This window comes from Mesorhizobium sp. B4-1-3, from assembly GCF_006439355.1.
Classification (GTDB): Bacteria; Pseudomonadota; Alphaproteobacteria; order Rhizobiales; family Rhizobiaceae; genus Mesorhizobium.
Map to the genome: position 1 here is coordinate 1 of NZ_VFTG01000033.1, position 19530 is coordinate 19530.

Genomic DNA, 19530 nt, shown 5'->3' on the forward strand with positions numbered 1-19530 from the left:
GAGCCGTCCACTTCCTCGGCTTCCTACAACTCGCCGCAGCTTTGCTCTGGATGCGTTGAATGTCGATTCAGCCTAGACCTCGAGCATGACCTTGATGGCGCGACGTTCGTCCATGGCGCGATAGCCTTCGGCGACCTCGGCCAGTGGCAGCTTGAGGTCGAAGACCTTACCGGGCTTGATGCGGCCTTGCAGCACGCGCTCCATCAGGTCGGGCAGGAAGCGGCGCACCGGCGCCGGGCCGCCCAGCATGCGCTTCTGGCCGAAGAACAGTCTTTGGCCGTCGAAGCTTACGCCATGCGGCACGCCGACATAGCCGATGGTGCCGCCGGGCCGCGAGCAGGCCAGCGCCTGGTCGAAGGATTCTCCCGTGCCGACGCATTCCAGCACCGAATCCGCGCCGACGCCCCTGGTCAGTTCCTTGATGCGCGCAATGCCTTCGTCGCCGCGTTCGGCCACGATCTCGGTGGCGCCGAATTCGCGGGCGAGCTCCTGGCGGCTGCCGTGCCGGCTCATGACGATGATGCGTTCAGCGCCCATCTCCTTGGCCGCGAGTACACCCATCAGGCCGACGGCACCATCGCCGACGACCACGACGGTCGATCCTTCGCGGACTTCTGCCGCATCGGCCGCGTACCAGCCGGTGCCGAGCACATCCGACACGGCCAACAGGTCAGGAATCAGCTCGGCCGGCGGAACCTCGGACGTCGCAACCAGCGTCCCGTCGGCCAGCGGCACGCGGGCATAAGGCGCCTGGGCGCCGCTCATGAACTCGCGCTGCTCGCAGGACGACTGGAAGCCGAAGCGGCAATGCGGGCAGGTGTTGTCGGAGAGGCAGAAGGAGCCGACGACGAACTCGCCGGGGCGGACATTGCGCACCTCTGCGCCCACCTCGACGACGATGCCGCAATATTCATGGCCCATATGCATCGGCCCGTCGACCGGCTGCAGCCCGCGATAGGGCCACAGGTCCGAGCCGCAGATGCAGCTTGCCGAGAGCTTGATGATGGCGTCCGTCGGGCGCAGGATTTTCGGGTCGGCGACTTCCTCGCAACGGATGTCGGCCGGCTTGTGAAGAATGGTTGCGAGCATTTCTTGCTTTCCCTTCGTCGATCGGGTCAGGCGCCGTAGTCGGCGTCGCTGACATGTTCCAGCCAATCCACGACCTTGCCGTCCTTGACCTCCTGAAGGGCGATGTGGGTCATGGCGGTTTCGGGAGACGCGCCGTGCCAGTGTTTTTCGCCGGGCGCGAACCAGACGACGTCGCCGGGCCGGATCTCCTCGACCGGGCCGCCCTCGCGCTGCACGCGGCCGAGGCCGGAGACGACGATCAATGTCTGTCCCAGCGGATGCGTGTGCCAGGCGGTGCGGGCGCCGGGCTCGAAGGTGACCTGCGCGCCCTGCACGCGCTCGGCGTCGAAGGGATTGAAGAGCGGATCGATCCGCACCGTCCCGGTAAACCAACTTGCCGGACCTTTGCCGGAAGGCCTCGAGCCTGCGCGAAGAATGTCCATGATGATCTCCTTTGCGTCCTCAGACGCGTTCTATGTGAAGCGGGAACTCGCCGCGCCTATGCAGCGCCTGTTCGCCCTCGTCGAAGCGGCCGAGCCTGATCAGCCCGGGATGGCGATAGTCGGCGTAGAACATCGCTAGGTTGCCCCAGGGGGCATAAGTAGCAGAGATCCGCAGGGGCTGCTCGTTGCCGAACGGACCGCTGCCCTCCTCGGTCAGCTTTACGCGGCAGGTAGACGGTCTTTTCATTGTGGGCATAGTCGCTGATGGTGAGATGGAGCGGCAGCATGGAAAAGAAATCCCGCGCCGAAGGATAGGTCGTGTCCATGTGCCGCGGCCCGCCGGTCGAGCCCTCCAGTCGTTTCGCTGGCGGCTATATAAATCACCGGCACTATCTGGATTAGCCGTTGCAATCTGCATGGACTTATCCATTCTTGATATGAATTGGCGAGTGGAGGCCAAGAGCTGACACGGCTTGAGGGAGCGGCGGAGCTAGATCTGTCCCATGCAGCGCGAGGATCTGAAGGATTTGCTGTGGTTCCTGACGGTGGCCAGGGAGCGCAGCTTCACCAGGGCGGCGGCCGAGCTAGGCACGTCGCAATCGACGCTCAGCCATACGATCAAGCAATTGGAGGCGCGGCTCGGCGTACGGTTGCTCACCCGCACGACGCGCAGCGTAGCGCCGACGGAAGCGGGCGAGCGGCTCTACCGATCGCTCGTCCCGCGGTTCGAAGGCATAGAGTCCGACCTTTCGAGCCTGGTGGCCTTCCGCGACAGGCCCGCGGGCACGGTTCGCATCACGCTGTCGGACCATGCGCTGCGCATGATCGTCTGGCCGAAGCTCGAGCCGGTGTTGCGCGACTATCCCGACCTGCGTGTCGAGCTCTATAGCGACAACGGCATGCGCAACATCGTCGAGGAGCGTTTCGACGCCGGCGTGCGCCTCGGCGAGAGCGTCGACCGCGACATGATCGCGGTGCGGATCGGCCCGGACTGGCGGCTGGTGGCCGTCGCTTCGCCGGACTATTTTTCGCGCCGCCCGGTTCCGAAAATTCCGCAGGACCTCGTCGGGCACGATTGCATCAGCCTGCGGCAGGCCACTTTCGGCGGACTCTATGCCTGGGAGTTCGAGAAGAAGGGCCGCGAGATCAGGGTCCGGGTGGACGGCCAGCTGACCTTCAACACCACTATTCCCATGGTCGACGCAGCACTGCATGGCCACGGCATCGCTTACATCCCGGAAGACCTCGTCAGGCAGCACGTTGCCGAAGGCCGACTCAGGCTCGTGCTCGACGACTGGAGCCTGCCCTTCCCGGGCTACCATCTCTACTACCCAAGCCGGCGCCAGCTCTCGCCGGCCATGACGGTGATCGTCGACACGTTGCGGCATCGCAGTTGAGGCCGCGCGGTGGAGAGGCCGATCCGGCCGACGCCGGGACCTGTATCGCAGGCCAAAACTCGACGATGCACCGATAAAGACACTTGACTCGCCCTCTCCCTTGCAGACAAGCTGCGTTGTCAGACATCTTACATACGAGAGGGAGGTTTCGTGAGGAGATTTATCACTTGTTTCGCGCTGGCTGCCGGCGCGCTCGCATTTGCGTCGGCAGCTTGGGCGGGAGAGACGCTCGATCGCGTCACATCCAAGAAGGCCATGGTGGTCGCGACCAACAGCGGCTGGCCGCCGCAGAGCTTTCTCGACGAGAGCAACCAGCTGGTCGGCTTCGATATCGACGTCTCGAAAGAGATCGCCAAACGCCTGGGCGTCGAAGTCAGCTTCGAGACGCCCGATTGGGCGACCATGACCGGCGGCCACTGGCAGGGCCGCTATGATCTTGGCGTCGGCTCGGTGACGCCGACCAAGGCCCGGGCCAGGGTGATCGATTTCGCCGGCATCTATTATTACAGCCCTTACGTCTATGTGGTCCACAAGGACAGCAAGGCAAAATCGGTGAGCGATCTGAACGGCAAGGTGATCGGCGTCGAGACCGCCACCACGTCGGAAGATTTCATCCGCCGCCAGTTGGAGATTGACGCTCCCGGCCTTCCGCCAATCGAATACAAGCTCCAGCCTGGCGAAATCCGGACTTTCGCTGATTCCATGCTGCCCTTCGACGATTTGAGACTTGGGGACGGCGTGCGGCTCGACGCGGTCATCGCGCCCGAGCAGACCGCGCAAAACGCCATTAGGAACGGTTATCCGCTCCGCATCCTCGAGGGCGACTACGCCTTCCGCGAGCCGCTGGTGGTGATCGCGGACAAGGGCGATGCCGAGTGGACCACCAAGATCGGCGGCATCATCGACCAGATGAAGAAAGACGGCACGCTCGCCACGCTGACCACCAAGTGGTACGGCAAGAACTACAGCGCCGATTGACGCTCATCGCGGGCGGCCCCTCAGGGCCGCCTGCTTTCATCAGAACCCATTATGACCTATCCCGATACCTATTATCGCCGCACACTTGCCGACGAGAAGGTCAGACTACCCCTCGTGGGTCCGGCCGAATGCGACACGGTTATTGTCGGCGGCGGACTGGCCGGTCTGACGACGGCGCTGCAGCTGGCGCGCGCCGGGCAGCAGATCGTGCTGCTCGAAGCCGAGAGCATCGGCTTCGGCGCCTCGGGCCGCAACGGTGGCTTCGTCAGCCCGGGCTTCGCGACCGGCAGCGACAAGATCGCCGCGATGGCGGGCGCGGCGGCGGCACGAGAGCTGCACCGGCTGTCGATCGAAGGCGTCGATTTCGTGCGGCAGACGATCAAGGACCTCGACATCACGGCAGCAAAGCCTCGCCCCGGCATCATGGGCGTGCTGCGCCATGACGGCGGCGCCGAACTGAAGGCTCATGCAGAGAGGCTGGCGCGGGATTTCGACTATCGGCTCGAATATCTCGAGCGCGACCAAGTCCGCGCTGTGCTGCATTCCGAGCGCTATTACCAGGGCCTGCGCGATGCCAACGCCTTCCACATGCATCCGCTGAACTATCTGCGCGCCATCGCGGTGGAGATCGAGCGGCTGGGCGGCAGGATTCACGAGTTCTCCAGCGCGATCGAGGCCAGACTCGATGGCCCGCACAAGACCATACGCACCGCAAACGGCGAAGTACGCGCGCGGCAAGCGGTGTTTGCCACCGGCGGCTATACAGGACCGCTGGTCGGCCGGCTGAAGCGGGCCATCTTGCCGATCGCAACCTATGTGATGCTGAGCGAGGAGGCCCCCGATCTCATCGCCGGCGCCATCGCGACGACGGATGCCGTCGGCGACAACCGCCGGGCCGGCGACTACTACCGCGTCGTGGAGGATGGAAAGCGGCTGCTCTGGGGCGGGCGCATCACCACGCGGGCCGCTTCGCCGGCGGCGCTGGCCAGGGAATTGCGCCGGGAGATGGTTGGAACCTACCCTCAGCTCGCTGCGCTCAAGACCGAACTCGCCTGGTCGGGGCTGATGGCCTACGCCCGCCACCTGATGCCTCAGATCGGACAACTGCAGCCGGGCGCCTGGTATCTCACCGCGTTTGGCGGGCACGGCATCAACACGACAGCCATAGCCGGCAAGGTGGTCGCCGAGGCAGTACTCGGCCAGTCGGACCGCCACCTTCTGTTCGCGCCGTTCGGACTTGCCTGGGCGGGCGGACCGGTGGGGCTCGCCGCGGCGCAACTCACCTATTGGAAGCTGCAGGCGCAAGATTGGTGGCGCGAACGCCCCCGCTAACCAGAAGGGATATCGACAGGTGATCGGCAGACTGCTGCTCAACTATCCGGACGTCGCGCGCCGCATCGGCGTGTGCCTGGCGCTCGCCGCTTTCGCTGCGGGCCTCTACGGTCTCGGCATCAAGGCAGACTGGATCGGCAAGCTGATCCCGAGCTCGATCGAATGGCTCGCTGCCAATCCCGCGGTGGCGCGAGCCGTCTCGGCGATGCTGATCGCGCTGATCGTGGCCGCCAACTGGAAGGCGCTGCAGCAACTCGGGCGCAAGCAGCAGATCGTGGCCGTTTGGATCGAGCTGTTCGTGCTGCTGATGCTGTTCTTCTATTCCTTCGACCTGTCGTTCTCTTTCATCGCCAGGAAGATCGGCTTCCTCATTTCGCAGGGCGTGGTGACCACGCTGTACATTTCCGCCATTTCGATCGCCATCGCGACAGTCATCGCCTTCATCGGCGCCATAGCCAAGCTTTCCAAGAACGGCATCGTCTATGGCCTGGCAACGTTCTACACTTCGCTGTTTCGCGGGCTGCCATTGCTGATGCAGATCTACATCATCTATCTCGGCCTGCCGCAGGTCGGTTATGTGATCGGGGCCGTGCCTGCCGGGATCATGGCACTGTCGCTTTGCTACGGCGCCTACATGACAGAGATTTTCCGAGCCGGCATCGAAAGCATCCCTCGCGGCCAGACGGAAGGCGCCACCGCACTTGGGCTCAGCCCCAACCAGACGATGTTCCTGGTAATCCTGCCACAGGCGATGCGCGTCATCGTGCCGCCGACGGGCAATCAGTTCATCGCGATGCTGAAGGATTCCTCTCTGGTCTCGGTGGTCGGGGTCTGGGAGATCATGTATCTGGCTCGCACGCAAGGCCAGACCGAGTTCCGGCATATCGAGATGCTGATCACCGCCTCGATGATCTATTGGATTTTGTCCATCGGGCTCGAATTCCTGCAGTCCCGCATCGAGGAACGGTTCGGCCGCTCACTCAAACGCTGAGCTTCAATGCGGCATCCCCTCCTGGGGAAAGCCGCCGAGATGGCAGCAGGCCAGAGCGGCATGATCGCGGCCGCTTTCGAGGCACAGCAAGAGCGGCTTCCTCGCCAGCCAGGCATGCAGGAAACCGGCGATGAAACTGTCGCCGGCGCCGGTCGTGTCGACGACCTCGACCGAGCGGATGCCGGTCTCGGCGCGCTCGCGGGCCGTCAGCGCCATCGACCCCTCGGCACCGCGCATGACGACGGCGCAGCCTGCGCCGCGCGACAGGAGATCCGCGGCCATTGCTCCCGCCGCGTCGCGAGGTTGGTCAGTCGAGCAGAAAACTATGCCCAAACCCTTCACACCGAGATCGGCGGGATCGGCGTTGACCGAAATGTCCTGCGAGACGCTGACGCCTGCCCGCGACAAGCGCCTGCGTAAGGCGCCACCATCATCGAGCCAACCGATATGGACGTGATCCATCGTCCCCAGGGTCGCCAGTTCGGCCTCGTCCGGCCCATAGCCGGCGCAGGCGCCGAAATCCTCGACAGCAATCAAACGCTCGCCGGACGGCAACACTTTGATGTCGGTCCGTGCGGTGTTGCACTGGCCTACGCGCAGGTGCTTGACCGCCACCCGATTGGCTTCGAGCTCGGCGCGGGTGCGCTCGCCCTCCGCGTCGTGACCGACGGCGCCAAAATAGAAGCTGTTGTGGCCAAGTCGGGCGAGCTGGACGGCAACGTTGAGCGCGTTGCCGCCGACCAGCGACCGGCCAATCGGCGCTCCGAGGCAGTCGATGCAGTTGTCGCCGACGGCGGCAAATCGAAAGCTGGTCATATCCCGTTACGCCATCAAGCGCGGGCGCCGAACGATCGACTCAATAGGCGACGCGCTTGTAGTAGCGGCGCGTCGTCAGCGGATGGTTGCGGATCACCTCGAGATGCGCGCTGACCCGTTCGAGCGCGGTCGCAAGCACGATCGGCGAAACGAGCGCGCGCACATCCGGCGAAATGCCAGGCAGTTCAAAATCGGCCGTATCGAGCACCGTCAACTTGTCCGTATAGGCGGGTGCGAAGTTCTCGACGCGATCAGCCAGCGGCCGGGCACTGTCCTCGCCCTTGAAGAGCACTACGCTGACGCCTTTGTCCACCAGCTCCAGCGTGCCGTGGAAAAAGTCGGAAGCATGCACGGGGCGGGTCCGGATCCACTGCATCTCCTCCAGGATGCACATCCCGTAATACCACGCTTGCGGCCAGACATTCCCGGCGCCTGTTATGATATGATAGTCGGAGGCGGCCAGTTTTTGCGCGAAACCGGCGGCTTCCTCTTCATAGTTCCGCTTCACCTCCAGCAGCAGTGGCGGCAACTGCTCCAGTTCAGCGAGAATCCGTTCGGATTCGGCAAGCTCACCACGATGCTTCAGCATCGCAAGAGCGATGAAGAGCGACTGGAGATAGAAGGACTCGCAGGACGTGTCGTCCTCGGCGAAGTTGACGAAGACATGGTCTCCGCCCTTGCCGAGCGGCGTCTCCTCATGTCCGACCAGCGTGATCACCGTCGCCCCGACGTCCTTGATCCGGGACAGCAGCGCCACGCTTTCCTTGGTGGTGCCGGAAAGCGAGGGCACCACGACGATCGATTTGTTGGTCAGGTGCACGGATTGGGCAAGCTGGAGTTCGGCGGTGATGTCGATCAGGGCCGGGAAGCGGGATCGTCGCTGCAGCAGTTGCGCGGCCGGATGCATCAGGATCGCTGCACCGCCGGTGCCCAGGAAGAATATGTTTTGCGCTCCGGCAGCGAGGCACTGCGCCACGACGGCTTCAATGCGCTCGCGCAAGGCCACCGCCCCCGATTGGATGCGCACAAACCGGGCTTCATCGAAATTGAGCATTTTTCCCTCGGTGGGTTCTGTTGTAAGACAACTGACATCCATAGGAGCGCATTTCAAGAGAAATTTTGCGGATCGGCTCTCAGGCCCTTTCCTATTTGCCACGAGATCGCCACGGCATGCCTCCGCTTGACCTGAGCACGATTGTCCGACAACAAGGGGAGAGTTGGCACAATGGGGAAGAGGGACTTGGACGAGCCGCTTCGGGATGCGCGCACATTGGCAGTTCGGCTCCGCGACCGCTTGGCCGACCTCATCAGGACCGAAGGGTTCAAGCCCGGCGACCGGCTGCCAACGGAATCTCAGCTGACGCAGCGCTTCCGTATCTCGCGCCCTGCCCTGCGCGAAGCGCTGAAGCTTCTCGAACAGGACGGCATCATCTCCGTCACCCATGGTCTCGGCCGCTTCGTGACCGCGAATTCCGCCGTCCAGGTCGACCGTCCCATCACGGTGTTCGAAAGCGTGACCGACATGTCGCGCCACTATGGCTACAACACCATCAACAAGGTTCTTTCCATCGCCGAGGAAACGCCCGATCCATTGATCCAGCAGCAATTACGCCTGGCGGATGGGGAGCGCGTCATTCGGCTTGAACGGTTGCGGCTGCACAACGATCTGCCCCTCATCTACTCGCTGGACTACGTACCGCGCAGCCTTTTGCCGGGCCGCCTTTTCGACATCGAATGGAGCGGTTCGCTGCTCGCGCTGCTGGAAAAAAACCGCCGTCAACCGCGTATGTCGGCCGCCTCTGTTGCAGCCGTGATGCTGCCGGACGAAATCGTGGAGCGCAACGACCTGCGCGACTTCGGGCCGGCCCTGCTCATTACGGAAACCTGTTTCGACGGAACCGGCACCCCGGTCGTCTATGCCGCCGTCTATCATCGCGGCAGCCATTTCGCCTTCAGCTTCGCACGAAAGTGAACGCTTGACCGATGGCGTTGACGCTATCAGGGGCGATGCGGATATCGAGGAGCTCGTAGTTAGCGCGGGAGCAGCCGCGAGACTTCGGTCCTTGTGGACGGCGAGGGTGAGGCCGGATCCCAGCCAGAGTCCAACCCTGCCCGCTCACACCAGCCGCTGCCCACCGTCGATATGGACGGTCTCGCCGGTCATGAACTCGTTCTGCATGAGATAGAGATAGGCCGGCGCGATGTCGGCGGGCCTGGCGATCCTGCCGGCCGGGACGCGCTCGCCCATCTCATTGAAATAGCCTGTCTTTGCCTCGCCGACGATCTCGTCCCACATCTCGGTGTCGACCCAGCCGGGGGAGACGATGTTGACGCGGGTCGGCGCGAGCTCCAGCGCGAGCGCGCGGGCGAAATAGGTGAAGGAACCGGCGACCGCCGAAACCACCGAGCCGCCAGGCACCGGCGGGCGGTCCTTGTTGATGCCGGAGGTGAAGATCATCGAGCCGCCCTTGTTCAGCGTGCGCACGGCGTGCTTGGCCAGCATCACCGCGCCGATAAGCTTGCCGTCGACGAAGCCGCGCACGAAATCCATGTCGGTTTCGCCGATCGGATAATTGGGCGGCGGCGTGCCGGCCGTCGCCACCAGATGATCGAAGGAGCCGGCTTGCTCGAATAGGCGGGAGACATCGGCCTCGTTCGCCATATCGGCGGCGATGGCCGTCACGCGCCCTGCCCCGCCGAGCCTCTTCGCTGCGACCCTCAGCTTGTCCGCCGACCGGCCGGCGATCACCAGCTCCGCGCCGCTTTCGAGCGCGGCGGCCGCGATGCCGTAGCCGATGCCGGAGCTGCCGCCGACGACAACGATCTTCTTTCCTGCGAGAGTAGTCATGGGTCTTCTCCGTTCTTCAATCGGGGGATGTTGTGCTCAGGCGCGGCCGGCGTGGGCGGCTTCGATGTCCGCAAGGGCGATCTTCTTCATCGAGTACATGGCCTGGCGTGCCCGGTGGGCTCTTTCGCGGTCCGGGTCGTTCATCAGGCGCAAGGCCTCGCTCGGGATGACCTGCCAGTAGACGCCGAACTTGTCCTTCAGCCAGCCGCAGGGCTGTTCCGAGCCGCCGCCCGCGGTGAGCGCATTCCAGAAATAGTCGGTCTCTGCTTGGTCCTTCGTCTCGATGTAAAGCGAGATGCGCTCGTTGAAGGGCGGCACACCGCCGGCGTTGAGTGCCGTGAAACGCTGGCCTTCGAGCTCGAAGTCGAAGATCGCGTGCGGCTTGTCGGTGAACTCGATGGTCTGCAGTGCGCGGCTATTCCTGAAGACGGAGAGATAGAAGTCGCGCGCAGCTTCTGCGTCCAAGTTGAACCAGAGGAAGGGATGAACGGTGGCCATGATGTCCTCGCAGTTTTGAAGTGAGTGTTGATCACAAATTCTGTGAGGATTTTTGGCTGGAAAAAGCTCGACGGACAAACCAAACTTTGGCAAGTATTTGTTACCATAACTCACAAATGGCTTCGCCATGACCCGCAGACTGCCGCCGCTCAACGCCCTGCCGGCCTTCGAGGCGGCCGCACGGCATTTGAATTTTTCCAGGGCCGCCGACGAGCTCAACCTCACACATGGCGCGATCAGCCGGGCGATAAAACATCTGGAGGATCAGCTCGGCGTGCAGCTCTTCGAGCGAGCGACGCGTTCGGTGCGACTCACCCCGGTCGGCGAGCCTTATGCGGTTGCCGTGCGCGAGGCGCTCGACCAGCTCGCACTGGCGACGCAAACCGCGACCTCGCGCCACTCGGGCTCGACGCTCAACGTCAGCACGTCGGACGGCTTCGCCGGAAAATGGCTGGTGCCAAGGCTCTATCGCTTCCATCGCGCGCACGGCGACATCGACGTGCGCGTCTCGACCACCGGCAGGTTGACCAATTTCCGCGGCGACGGCATCGATGTCGCCATCCGCTACGGCGCCGGCCACTATCACGGGCTGACCTCGGAGTTCCTCACCGGCGAGGAGGTGTTTCCGGTCTGCAGCCCGAAGCTGTTGGAAGGGCCGCATCCGCTCAAGCACCCGCAGGATCTGAAGCACCACACGCTGATCCGCGACGGCTACCGCATCGATTGGGCGGCGTGGCTCGCCAGCGCCGGCGTCGAAGGCGTCGATCCCAACAGCGGGCTGACCTTCGATTCCGCCACTTTCGCGGTGGAATCGGCGGTGCAGGGCGAAGGCGTGGTGCTCGGCCGCACCATGCTGGTTTCAGCCGACCTCGCCACCGGCAGGCTGGTGCGACCGTTCGACCACGCTCTGAAGGCGGTCTCCAGCTTCTATCTTGTCCATCCGCCGGAGGCGATCCGCCAGCGCAAGGTGAAGGTCTTTCGCGACTGGCTGTTTTCGGAGATCCAGCCGGGCTGACGAGCGGTTCAGGAAACCTTCCTTCGGCTCGGCGGTTGATACCGATCCGAGCGAGGTCATTCATGGCGAGACGAGATGCGGCGACAGCCAAACAATCCAGGCGCCCGCGCTCGCGTCCGCTGAAGGGCGAAGAGACGGAAGTGAAGCATATCGTCGAGACGCAGAATCTATCGCCCGCGCAGGCACGAGAGCTAGTGCGGCGCTATGGCAACGATTGGCGCAAGATCGAGGAAGCCGCCAAAACCTACAAAAGCGACGACTAAGCCCGCACGGGGGCTGAAGCAAATCGCATGGCCCGGACATCGATACGAGCCTCTCGTCGGCGCTGCATCAGATCTCAACCTCATTACGCAAGGCTCGCCGGCCTCGTCCGCTTGACCGAGATGCTGTTGGCCGGACGCCGGATTCTGCAACTCGATGGTCGCCACCAGCTAGCCGGCCTCGTCATATATCTTGGTCGTCCAGGAGGTCGGGCCCGAGCCTCCGGCAATGCTGTCGAGCATGGGTTCCTTGGCAACCCGTTTGGCCTCGGCTTTCGCGGTTTCGAGGTTTTCCATTTCCGAGGTAGATCGGTGGCAGCGCCGTGGATTCGAGGAACTCAATGCGGAATTCCGGCATTCGGCTCCCCGTTTCCAGCAGCAGATGGCGCAGGTGAGATCGATCCATGAACATCGCCGCCATCATCGCTTTGCTTCTCCAACACGGTCTCGGCGATATATTCCTTGAGGTCGCCAACTTCTTCGCTGATCTCGTCAGGCCCTATGCCCTCGTTTTCAGCGTCAGCGATACATTGATCCGCCAATTCCGCGGCGACGATTTCTGCTGGGAGCGCTGCCGGAGCGTCAGCCTTGTGTTCATCGATCCATTCGCCCACGAAATGGGCCGTTTTGTTCACGAGGATATCGGCCTCCTGAGAGGCTTCGGCTACCGGCACTTTCATCTTTGCATCCATGCAAACCATCCTGAACGATCCTCTTCAACGCCGGTTGCTCGCAAAGGATGCAGCGTTCTGTGGATAGTGCAGCCGATCCAGAGATCGACTGGACGAAGGCGCAGGTCCGGCGCTTGCTGCATGCCTGGCCGGGAACCTGAACCAGGGTCGAACATTCTTGCAGCTGAAATTCACCAGAACTGACAGGGGGACGAATTAGGTGAGGTCTCTAGGCTTTAGAGCGTCACTGGCTCGCAAAAAGGCGATCGTGGCCGGACGCAAGCCCGGCTATTGGCTCGACGTCCTCAAATATGTCGCCGTTGCGATCGTGGCCGGCGTGTTCACTCTGGCCGCGGTAAACCTGACCCCGGAGCCTCATGTCATCCGCACGATCGTTCCGCATCGTTTCGATGCGGAGGACCCGCAATTCGTGCGAAGCATGAGTAGCTATTCGCAAGGGCAGATGTTCGAACGGAATGCCGTGCAAACCCTGGTCAATGGCGATGAGATTTTTCCGGCGATGCTGCAAGCGATCGGCGCGGCCCAAGCCAGCGTGGACATGGAAACCTACATTTATTGGTCGGGCTCGGTCGGTTATCAGTTCGCCACGGCCCTGGCCGCGAAAGCCCGGCAAGGCGTCGAGGTTCGGGTGCTCGTCGACTGGCTCGGCAGCCTGCCTTTCGACGAGAACCTGATCCACGTCATGACGGGCGCCGGGGTGCGCTTCCAGCGCTACCGGCCCATCCACTGGTACACGCTTGACCGCGTGAACAACCGGACACATCGGAAGCTGCTCATTGTGGACGGGCGGATCGCCTTCACCGGCGGGGTCGGTATCGCGGACAACTGGCTGGGCGATGCACGCAATCCGAACGAGTGGCGTGACTCCCATTACCAAATTCAGGGACCTTCGGTCGCCGCTTTCCAGGCGGCCTTCGCCGAGAACTGGCTGGAGACCGTGGGCGAAACGTTGCAAGGAGAAAAGTTCTATCCGCCACCCGAACCCGCAGGTGCGCTAAGCGCCCAATTGATCCTTTCATCGCAACCGAACGGCTCCGAGGACATGGAGCTGATGATGCTGGCTGCCGTCGCCGCGGCCAAGGATCACCTGCGCATCGGCATGGCTTATTTTGTGCCGGACGAAATCGCGCTGCAGCAGATACTTGACGCCAGGAAGAGAGGCGTAGCCGTCGACGTCATCGTGCCCAATTCGCTGACCGATGTACCCATCGTCCGAAAAGGCTCGCGCCACTTCTGGGGCCAACTGCTCGAAGGGGGCGTGCGCATCTATGAGTTTCAGCCGACGATGTATCACCCCAAGCTCCTGATCGTCGACGACGTCTGGGCAAGCTTCGGTTCCACCAATCTGGACGAGCGCTCGTTGCGGCTGAATGACGAAGCCACCCTCAATGTCTACGGCAAGGGTTTTGCGCAGACGCAAATCGACTTGTTCAACGAGGACTTGAAGCGGTCGAGGCAGATCAGCCTGGCGGAGTGGCAGGCGCGCCCGATGAGCGAGAAGGTTACCGACTGGCTGGCCAGCAGGCTTCACATGCAGTTATAGCGTATTGGTGCGAAAGGTGGGACGGCGAGCGTCTGGCAGCTATCTTCCGTCAGCTCGATTCACAAAGGTTAGTGCGGATCATCTACAAACATGCAGGATGGGCGCGCCAGAACATTGAGATTGGCCAAGCCCGGCCTTCGGTCGCTGTGTCACGACCATGTCCGCCGGGTTTCTCTTGGGTTTAGGGCGACGGAGGCGGCAATGCCAATCACAAGACTGGCGAAAGATGCGTTCACGCCCGATGAGGTGAGCTTTCTCGGCCGCGTCCTCGAGTTCAGCGCGGGCGCCAATGAAACCGAAGAGCAGCGCGAACGACGGGCCTCGCGCATCATCGCCAACTACATGGCGGGAATTGTCGACGAGCGGGAGCTGGCGGAGCTTTCGCGAAGACCGCTGGGCAGATAGTGCCACCGCGGAGCGGCTAGCCAAGCAAAGCCGCATTGAAACTTTCGACGGTCTTCCCAGTTCGGTTGGAAGGAGGATCTTTGATATGACTGAACCCGGTGAAGGCAGTTCCCACGGCCGAATTGACGACAAGCAGCTCGTCATTCTGCTGAAAGAGAAAACCGGCATCTCGGAGGCTCAAGCCAGGCGACTGATAAAGGCCGTCGGGCGCGACCGACCGTCGCTTCTGCGAGAAGCACGGATCATCAGGGCGCGTGTCCAGACGTCCACTTCAAGCCGCGTGTGACCGGCTGAATGCCGCGCATGCCCGCCGGATGTGGCGGCGGCGTTTCGCGACCGGCTGCTTCCAAGCCGGCTGAAGCAAAGCTCGTCGGAAATTCCCTGCTTGCGAAGACGTGCTTGTTGCGCGATGCTCCCCAAAATGGCTGGCGAGTATCTTGACCACAAACTGGAATGCCCTTTTTGCGGCACCATCCGTCTGCAGATCCCGGCCGATGCTCAACCCGCAACAGCGATTCATTGCGCCGAGTGCGGTGCATATCTCGGCACGTGGGACGAGCTTCAAACCGACTTCGAGCAGCAAGGCGGTATGGACGGCGTGTTCCGGCTGGATAAGGGGCGTATCCAGAAGCTCAATTCCAGTCGCTGACAAGGCCGCTGCCGGCGGCTTGGGTGCCAGCTGATCGACCGAACAGCGCGCGACACATCGCCCCTGCGAAATAGGACATGACGGCATGCGCCAAGTCCTTGACGGCTCAAACCCGTAAACCCATATCGCATCCCAGGCGCGGACCGCTGATCCCCGCCCGTCCCAAATTCACATTGTTCGTTCGATTTGGAGGATCTTATGAACGATCGGATGTTCGACAGCCCTGTTTTCGTCAAGAGCGGAAACAGTTTCATCCAGGAAATCGCCTGCCTCGAAGACGCCTTGGAATTTCTCTATGAATGGCCCAAGAACCGGCGTGGGCCGATCTATGAAACGGCGCTGCGCGCGTGCCAGCGGGCATTCGACAGCGGCTTTCCGCTGACGGCCGCCAGAGAGGCGTTTTGCGGTTTCGCGAAGTCCGCCAGAATCCAGGAAGACGTGAGCACCACCTTGCCCTGGATGGTGGGCAAGGGCGGCAAAGGCGGCGGGCTGACCGTCTAATTGCGGATCGAGGAGGAATTCGCGATGCTCGCCAAACCGTTCGAAAAGCCAATCCATGTCTGGGTAGGACTGGGATTTCCGCGTCAGCTGAATACCGTCGCGGACGCCTACCAATTTGTCATCGACTGGTGTGGCAACAGCCCCGAGCAGAAGGCCGCGATCCGCGCCTTGAGGGCCGCCCTGGCTGGGGATGTGGATGCGGAAACAGCGAGGGGTGTTTTCGTCGCCTTTGCTCGCAAGAAGGATATCCTCATCGAGGATGCCGCCATTCCGCCAATCCCGGGAATTGCTCAACCGAAACATGTCTGATGTGAATGAGGCGGCGGCCAGCGCCGCCTCATCAGCTGCGATCGCTGTTAGCGAAGCACTTGCGACGGTCTTCACTTCGACCACCCCCGACAGGAACCAGATCGGGACTGCCGCGTCATAGAGACAGGTCCTTGTCGCGGTCGCGGAGTGACGTCGATGATCAGGCTTCTTGTTGCGCTCGCGGTGACGCTGGCACTGGCATGCAGCGTCGCGCAGGCAGCGAGGCTTGAGCCGGACGCCGTCAATCAAGCGCAATTCAGCGAGGGCGAACCAACGGGCGTCAGTCCCATGGTCCTCAAGGCGCAGGTGCTTCTGGATCGCGCCCGCTTCTCGCCGGGCCTGATCGACGGCCGCGTTTTGCAAAGCTTCACCAAGGCTGTCGCGGCCTTCCAGGCAGCGAACGGACTGCCTTCCGACGGCAAGCTTACGCGGGAGACCTGGGATAAGCTCGCAGCAACTTTCGCCGGCCCTGTGCTGACGACATACGAAGTCACGGCCAAGGATGTGCGCGGCCCCTTCACCAGGCGCATTCCGGTTCGCATGGAGAGTATGGCCCGCTTGAAATACCTCGGCTACCGCAACGCACGGGAGAAGCTGGCGGAGCGGTTCCATGTCAGCGAACAATTGCTGAGGATGCTCAACCTCCGCTCGCGATTCAGCAAGGCTGGCACGACCCTGGTGGTGCCCGATGTCAGCCGCGGCGACCCGCCTTTACAGATTGCCAGCGTCGAGATCGACAAGGCATTGCGCCAAGTGCGCGCCCTCGATGCGTCGGGCAAGGCGATTGCGATTTATCCGGCCTCGATCGGCAGCGAGGAAAAGCCGGCGCCGAGCGGCACCGCCGAGGTCAAGCGCGTGGTGCACAATCCGACCTATCACTACAATCCGAAATTCGCCTTCAAGGGAGTGAAGACCAAGCGCCCCTTCACCATCGCCAAGGGGCCCAACAATCCCGTCGGATCGGTGTGGATCGACCTCTCGATCGAGAGCTACGGCATCCACGGCACGCCCGACCCGGGCAAGATCGGCACCACCTTCTCGCATGGCTGCATCCGGATGACCAACTGGGACGCCGAGGACCTGGCGGCCATGGTCAAGCCGGGCACGAAGGTCGACTTCAAGGACGAGGCCGCGCAGGAGGGGCAAGCCAGATGAGTTCCGCGGGGTCCGAGCCGGGGCGCGGGCAGCGCTGCATAAGCACAATTTATCATGACCCCTAATTTTTGAAGACGTTACAGCGCCAATCACCGCTTGTAGCTTTCCGGGGCACTTTTGCTCTGAACAGTCGGACCGGTGGTGATGCAGACACATGCGCGAGTTGTGATCGTTGGCGGCGGATGCGTCGGCGCGGGTGTCCTTTACGGTCTGGCCAAGCGCGGCTGGACCGAAGTGGCGCTGCTGGAGCGCACGCAGCTCACCGCCGGCTCGACCTGGCACGCGGCCGGTCTGATCCCATCCTATGCCCGCAACATCAATGTCGGGCGGATGATCAACAAGACGATCGAGATCTATGAGGGTCTCGAGGCCGAGACCGGGCAGCCGGTCGGCTGGCATAAATGCGGGCAGCTGCGCATCGCCAATTCGCGGGACCGGCTCGACGAGTTCAAGAGCTATATGAGCGTCGCCGAGGTGCAGGGCATGCGGGCGCAGCTGCTCACGCCCGACGAGGCGCGAAAGCTCTGGCCGCTGCTGGACAACAAGCAAATGCTCGGCGCGCTCTACAATCCCGATGACGGCCATATCGCGCCGGCCGACGTCACGCACGCCATGGCCAAGGGCGCGCGCGATCTCGGCGCGAAAATCTATCTCAACACCGAAGTCACCGGCTTCAGGCGGACCGCCTCCGGCGAGTGGCTGGTCGAGACCAGCCAGGGCGACATCACCTGCGAGCATGTGATTTGCGCCACCGGCAATTACGCGCGTCAGACCGGCGCGCTGCTCGGCCTCGATATCCCGGCGATCCCGATCCTGCACCAGTACTGGATCACCGAAGCGGTGCCGGAAGTGGTGGAGCGCAAGCGAGCCGGTCGGCCCGAAATGCCGATCCTGCGCGACGAAGGGTTCGAGGGCTATCTGCGCGAGGAAGGCGACGGGCTGATGTTCGGGCCTTACGAACGCACCGCGAACCTGAAGCTGTTCGCCGAGGATGGCGTTCCTGCCTGGTTCGGCGCCGACCTGCTGGAAGAGGATTTCGAAGCGGTGTCGTGGAATTGGGAGCAGGCGCTGCAGCTTGTTCCAGCGCTCGGGCGCGTCGGCATCAAGGCCAATGTGCGCGGCCCCTTCCAGATGACGGCGGACGAGCTGCCTTTGATGGGGCCGGCCTGGGGCCTGCCCAATGTCTGGCTCGCCGAAGGCGTGCCGGGCGGCATCCTGTGGGGCGGCACCATCGGTTATTATCTGTCGGAGCGAATCGTCGAGGGCGGCAATAGCCTCGACACGTCCGACCTCGATCCGCGCCGCTTCGGCGACTACGCCAACAAGGAATGGACGCGCGAGAAAGTGCGCGAGGCCTGGGGCACTCATGCGGAGCAGAAATATCCCGGACAGGACATGCCCGCCGCGCGGCCGCAGAAGACCGCGCCCTCCTATGACAGGCTGACCGAGCTGGGCGCCGTCTGGGGCGTGCTCAACGGCTGGGAGATGCCCAACTGGTTCGCGCGCGACGGCGTCGAGGCGAAGGACCAGTATAGCTGGCGCTGGACGCCCAAGGGCAACCTCGTCGGCGAGGAAGTGCTGGCGGTGCGCAACGCCGTCGGCCTGGTCGAGATGACGCCGATGACCAAGTTCGAGGTGGCAGGCCCGGGCGCGGCGGCCTGGCTGGACAGGATCATCGCCAACCGCTTGCCTTCGGTCGGCAAGGTCACGCTGGCGCATCACCTAACCGCGGGCGGTGGCGTGCAGGCGGAATATATGGTGGCGCGGTTGGCGGCCGACTCGTTCTACCTGATCTCGACGCCGCGCGCCGAGCGCTGGAATTTCGACGATTTGTCCAGACTGCTTCCCGCCGACGGCAGCGTGAGCCTGAAGAATGTCACCAACGATCGCGGCTGTTTCACGGTCGTCGGACCGAACGCGCGGGCCGTATTGCAGCCGCTGACCGAGATCGATCTCTCCAACGAAAGCTTCCCGTGGTTCGGCGTTAAGATCGGCAACGTGGCTCTCGCCAGCGACGTTAGGCTGCTGCGCGTCAACTATGAGGGCGAGCTTGGCTGGGAGCTCTACCATCCCTTGCCCTACCAGCGGCAATTGCTCGAGGCGCTCCTGAAGCAAGGCGAGAAGTACGGCATGCGGCTGGTCGGGCTGCATGCGCTGGAGTCGCTCAGGCTCGAGAAATCCTATCGCGCCATGTACCGCGACATGAACGCCGAGCTCAACGCGCTGGAGAGCGGGCTAGAGCGCTTCATCCGCCTCGACAAGGGCGATTTCGTCGGGCGCGACGCGGTGCTGAGATACAAGGAGCGCAACGATCAGCGCCGCTCGGTGACGCTCCGGATCGACACTGACGGCGCCAGCACCTTAGCCAATGAAGGGCTCTACAGCGACGGCAAGCTGGTCGGGCGCATCACGTCGGGCGGCTATGGCTATGCCCTGGGCCACGATGTGGCGCTGGGGCTGCTGCCCGAATGCTTTTCCAGGCCCGGCACCAAGCTCGATGTGGCGATCCTCGGCGAATGGAAGACGGCGCAAGTGATCGCGGATTCGCCTTACGATCCGACCTCGGCCAGGGCGAGGATGTAACAGGCGAGGCTTGCAAAGGTCCTGTTGCCAACGTGTCCTTCGGAGGG

General features: G+C 63.0%; 22 protein-coding genes and 1 pseudogene. 15 read left to right on the forward strand and 8 right to left on the reverse strand.

Annotated elements, in window-relative coordinates; translation table 11 throughout:
- Positions 1-72: 72 nt before the first annotated feature.
- The 3 genes and pseudogenes from FJW06_RS26745 to FJW06_RS26755 all read right to left on the reverse strand — a co-directional run.
- Complete coding sequence (locus FJW06_RS26745; RefSeq protein WP_140756193.1) at positions 73-1089, reverse strand: zinc-dependent alcohol dehydrogenase family protein; 1017 nt, start codon at positions 1087-1089, stop codon at positions 73-75.
- 26 nt (positions 1090-1115) lie between these two features.
- Positions 1116-1511, reverse strand: coding sequence for a cupin domain-containing protein (locus FJW06_RS26750; RefSeq protein WP_040980375.1), 396 nt, complete (start codon positions 1509-1511; stop codon positions 1116-1118).
- 19 nt (positions 1512-1530) lie between these two features.
- A pseudogene (locus FJW06_RS26755) lies at positions 1531-1822 on the reverse strand (cyclophilin-like fold protein); the annotation flags it as partial.
- Between the two features lie 192 nt (positions 1823-2014).
- On the opposite strand from FJW06_RS26755, the gene FJW06_RS26760 reads away from it, so the two are divergent.
- The 4 genes from FJW06_RS26760 to FJW06_RS26775 all read left to right on the forward strand — a co-directional run bounded on the left by FJW06_RS26760 (position 2015) and on the right by FJW06_RS26775 (position 6209).
- The gene (locus FJW06_RS26760) at positions 2015-2908 is read left to right on the forward strand and encodes a LysR family transcriptional regulator (protein WP_140756195.1); all 894 of its coding nucleotides are present in this window, start codon (positions 2015-2017) and stop codon (positions 2906-2908) included.
- A 150-nt stretch (positions 2909-3058) separates the two neighbouring features.
- Positions 3059-3886: a transporter substrate-binding domain-containing protein gene (locus FJW06_RS26765; protein WP_140756197.1), complete on the forward strand. Its 828-nt coding sequence runs from the start codon at positions 3059-3061 to the stop codon at positions 3884-3886.
- A gap of 51 nt (positions 3887-3937) precedes the next feature.
- Positions 3938-5218 (forward strand): FAD-binding oxidoreductase, encoded by a 1281-nt coding sequence (locus FJW06_RS26770; RefSeq protein WP_140756199.1) that lies wholly within the window; start codon positions 3938-3940, stop codon positions 5216-5218.
- Positions 5219-5237: 19 nt separating this feature from the next.
- The gene (locus tag FJW06_RS26775; protein WP_140756201.1) at positions 5238-6209 is read left to right on the forward strand and encodes an amino acid ABC transporter permease; all 972 of its coding nucleotides are present in this window, start codon (positions 5238-5240) and stop codon (positions 6207-6209) included.
- A gap of 3 nt (positions 6210-6212) precedes the next feature.
- On the opposite strand, the gene FJW06_RS26780 is transcribed toward FJW06_RS26775, so the two are convergent.
- Both FJW06_RS26780 and FJW06_RS26785 read right to left on the reverse strand, forming a co-directional pair.
- Complete coding sequence (locus tag FJW06_RS26780) at positions 6213-7025, reverse strand: PfkB family carbohydrate kinase (RefSeq protein WP_140756203.1); 813 nt, start codon at positions 7023-7025, stop codon at positions 6213-6215.
- A 40-nt stretch (positions 7026-7065) separates the two neighbouring features.
- Positions 7066-8079: an SIS domain-containing protein gene (locus FJW06_RS26785; RefSeq protein ID WP_140756205.1), complete on the reverse strand. Its 1014-nt coding sequence runs from the start codon at positions 8077-8079 to the stop codon at positions 7066-7068.
- Between the two features lie 186 nt (positions 8080-8265).
- On the opposite strand from FJW06_RS26785, the gene FJW06_RS26790 reads away from it, so the two are divergent.
- The gene (locus FJW06_RS26790) at positions 8266-8997 is read left to right on the forward strand and encodes a GntR family transcriptional regulator (protein WP_140756207.1); all 732 of its coding nucleotides are present in this window, start codon (positions 8266-8268) and stop codon (positions 8995-8997) included.
- 144 nt (positions 8998-9141) lie between these two features.
- On the opposite strand, the gene FJW06_RS26795 is transcribed toward FJW06_RS26790, so the two are convergent.
- Positions 9142-9873 carry an SDR family oxidoreductase gene (locus FJW06_RS26795; RefSeq protein WP_140756209.1) on the reverse strand — a complete coding sequence of 244 codons (732 nt, stop codon included), beginning with the start codon at positions 9871-9873 and terminating at the stop codon, positions 9142-9144.
- Positions 9874-9909: 36 nt separating this feature from the next.
- Positions 9910-10371 carry a VOC family protein gene (locus FJW06_RS26800; RefSeq protein ID WP_140756211.1) on the reverse strand — a complete coding sequence of 154 codons (462 nt, stop codon included), beginning with the start codon at positions 10369-10371 and terminating at the stop codon, positions 9910-9912.
- A gap of 127 nt (positions 10372-10498) precedes the next feature.
- On the opposite strand from FJW06_RS26800, the gene FJW06_RS26805 reads away from it, so the two are divergent.
- Positions 10499-11386: a transcriptional regulator GcvA gene (locus FJW06_RS26805; RefSeq protein ID WP_140756213.1), complete on the forward strand. Its 888-nt coding sequence runs from the start codon at positions 10499-10501 to the stop codon at positions 11384-11386.
- 62 nt (positions 11387-11448) lie between these two features.
- A complete protein-coding gene (locus FJW06_RS26810; RefSeq protein ID WP_140756215.1) occupies positions 11449-11649 on the forward strand; it encodes a DUF3606 domain-containing protein in 201 nt (66 codons plus the stop codon).
- Between the two features lie 335 nt (positions 11650-11984).
- Here the strand turns inward: FJW06_RS26810 and FJW06_RS26815 are convergent, their stop codons facing one another.
- A complete protein-coding gene (locus tag FJW06_RS26815; RefSeq protein ID WP_181178602.1) occupies positions 11985-12338 on the reverse strand; it encodes a DUF768 domain-containing protein in 354 nt (117 codons plus the stop codon).
- 247 nt (positions 12339-12585) lie between these two features.
- Here FJW06_RS26815 and FJW06_RS26820 point away from each other — a divergent pair, with 247 nt between their 5' ends.
- From FJW06_RS26820 to FJW06_RS26855, 8 genes are all read left to right on the forward strand, one after another.
- A complete protein-coding gene (locus FJW06_RS26820; protein WP_246674861.1) occupies positions 12586-13881 on the forward strand; it encodes a phospholipase D-like domain-containing protein in 1296 nt (431 codons plus the stop codon).
- Between the two features lie 201 nt (positions 13882-14082).
- Positions 14083-14286, forward strand: a complete 204-nt coding sequence (locus FJW06_RS26825) for a hypothetical protein (protein ID WP_140756221.1) — start codon at positions 14083-14085, stop codon at positions 14284-14286.
- Between the two features lie 85 nt (positions 14287-14371).
- On the forward strand, positions 14372-14572 hold the full coding sequence (locus FJW06_RS26830; protein ID WP_140756223.1) for a hypothetical protein: 201 nt from the start codon (positions 14372-14374) through the stop codon (positions 14570-14572).
- Between the two features lie 135 nt (positions 14573-14707).
- Complete coding sequence (locus FJW06_RS26835) at positions 14708-14935, forward strand: hypothetical protein (protein WP_140756225.1); 228 nt, start codon at positions 14708-14710, stop codon at positions 14933-14935.
- Positions 14936-15133: 198 nt separating this feature from the next.
- Positions 15134-15436: a DUF982 domain-containing protein gene (locus tag FJW06_RS26840; protein WP_140756232.1), complete on the forward strand. Its 303-nt coding sequence runs from the start codon at positions 15134-15136 to the stop codon at positions 15434-15436.
- A gap of 24 nt (positions 15437-15460) precedes the next feature.
- Positions 15461-15745 (forward strand): DUF982 domain-containing protein, encoded by a 285-nt coding sequence (locus tag FJW06_RS26845; protein WP_140756234.1) that lies wholly within the window; start codon positions 15461-15463, stop codon positions 15743-15745.
- 156 nt (positions 15746-15901) lie between these two features.
- Positions 15902-16900 (forward strand): L,D-transpeptidase, encoded by a 999-nt coding sequence (locus FJW06_RS26850; protein ID WP_140756236.1) that lies wholly within the window; start codon positions 15902-15904, stop codon positions 16898-16900.
- A 144-nt stretch (positions 16901-17044) separates the two neighbouring features.
- The gene (locus tag FJW06_RS26855) at positions 17045-19483 is read left to right on the forward strand and encodes an FAD-dependent oxidoreductase (RefSeq protein ID WP_140756238.1); all 2439 of its coding nucleotides are present in this window, start codon (positions 17045-17047) and stop codon (positions 19481-19483) included.
- The last annotated feature ends 47 nt before the right edge of the window (positions 19484-19530 follow it).

What these genes read in the sequence shown, in the direction of transcription:
- FJW06_RS26810 (WP_140756215.1), top strand. Translation starts at nt 11,449, where the DNA reads ATGGCGAGACGAGATGCGGCGACAGCCAAACAATCCAGGCGCCCGCGC.
- FJW06_RS26760 (WP_140756195.1), top strand. Translation starts at nt 2,015, where the DNA reads ATGCAGCGCGAGGATCTGAAGGATTTGCTGTGGTTCCTGACGGTGGCC.
- FJW06_RS26855 (WP_140756238.1), top strand. Translation starts at nt 17,045, where the DNA reads ATGCAGACACATGCGCGAGTTGTGATCGTTGGCGGCGGATGCGTCGGC.
- FJW06_RS26750 (WP_040980375.1), bottom strand. Translation starts at nt 1,511, where the DNA reads ATGGACATTCTTCGCGCAGGCTCGAGGCCTTCCGGCAAAGGTCCGGCA.
- FJW06_RS26800 (WP_140756211.1), bottom strand. Translation starts at nt 10,371, where the DNA reads ATGGCCACCGTTCATCCCTTCCTCTGGTTCAACTTGGACGCAGAAGCT.
- FJW06_RS26795 (WP_140756209.1), bottom strand. Translation starts at nt 9,873, where the DNA reads ATGACTACTCTCGCAGGAAAGAAGATCGTTGTCGTCGGCGGCAGCTCC.
- FJW06_RS26805 (WP_140756213.1), top strand. Translation starts at nt 10,499, where the DNA reads ATGACCCGCAGACTGCCGCCGCTCAACGCCCTGCCGGCCTTCGAGGCG.
- FJW06_RS26770 (WP_140756199.1), top strand. Translation starts at nt 3,938, where the DNA reads ATGACCTATCCCGATACCTATTATCGCCGCACACTTGCCGACGAGAAG.
- FJW06_RS26840 (WP_140756232.1), top strand. Translation starts at nt 15,134, where the DNA reads ATGAACGATCGGATGTTCGACAGCCCTGTTTTCGTCAAGAGCGGAAAC.
- FJW06_RS26830 (WP_140756223.1), top strand. Translation starts at nt 14,372, where the DNA reads ATGACTGAACCCGGTGAAGGCAGTTCCCACGGCCGAATTGACGACAAG.
- FJW06_RS26780 (WP_140756203.1), bottom strand. Translation starts at nt 7,025, where the DNA reads ATGACCAGCTTTCGATTTGCCGCCGTCGGCGACAACTGCATCGACTGC.
- FJW06_RS26785 (WP_140756205.1), bottom strand. Translation starts at nt 8,079, where the DNA reads ATGCTCAATTTCGATGAAGCCCGGTTTGTGCGCATCCAATCGGGGGCG.
- FJW06_RS26815 (WP_181178602.1), bottom strand. Translation starts at nt 12,338, where the DNA reads ATGGATGCAAAGATGAAAGTGCCGGTAGCCGAAGCCTCTCAGGAGGCC.
- FJW06_RS26845 (WP_140756234.1), top strand. Translation starts at nt 15,461, where the DNA reads ATGCTCGCCAAACCGTTCGAAAAGCCAATCCATGTCTGGGTAGGACTG.
- FJW06_RS26835 (WP_140756225.1), top strand. Translation starts at nt 14,708, where the DNA reads ATGGCTGGCGAGTATCTTGACCACAAACTGGAATGCCCTTTTTGCGGC.
- FJW06_RS26745 (WP_140756193.1), bottom strand. Translation starts at nt 1,089, where the DNA reads ATGCTCGCAACCATTCTTCACAAGCCGGCCGACATCCGTTGCGAGGAA.
- FJW06_RS26850 (WP_140756236.1), top strand. Translation starts at nt 15,902, where the DNA reads ATGATCAGGCTTCTTGTTGCGCTCGCGGTGACGCTGGCACTGGCATGC.
- FJW06_RS26825 (WP_140756221.1), top strand. Translation starts at nt 14,083, where the DNA reads ATGCCAATCACAAGACTGGCGAAAGATGCGTTCACGCCCGATGAGGTG.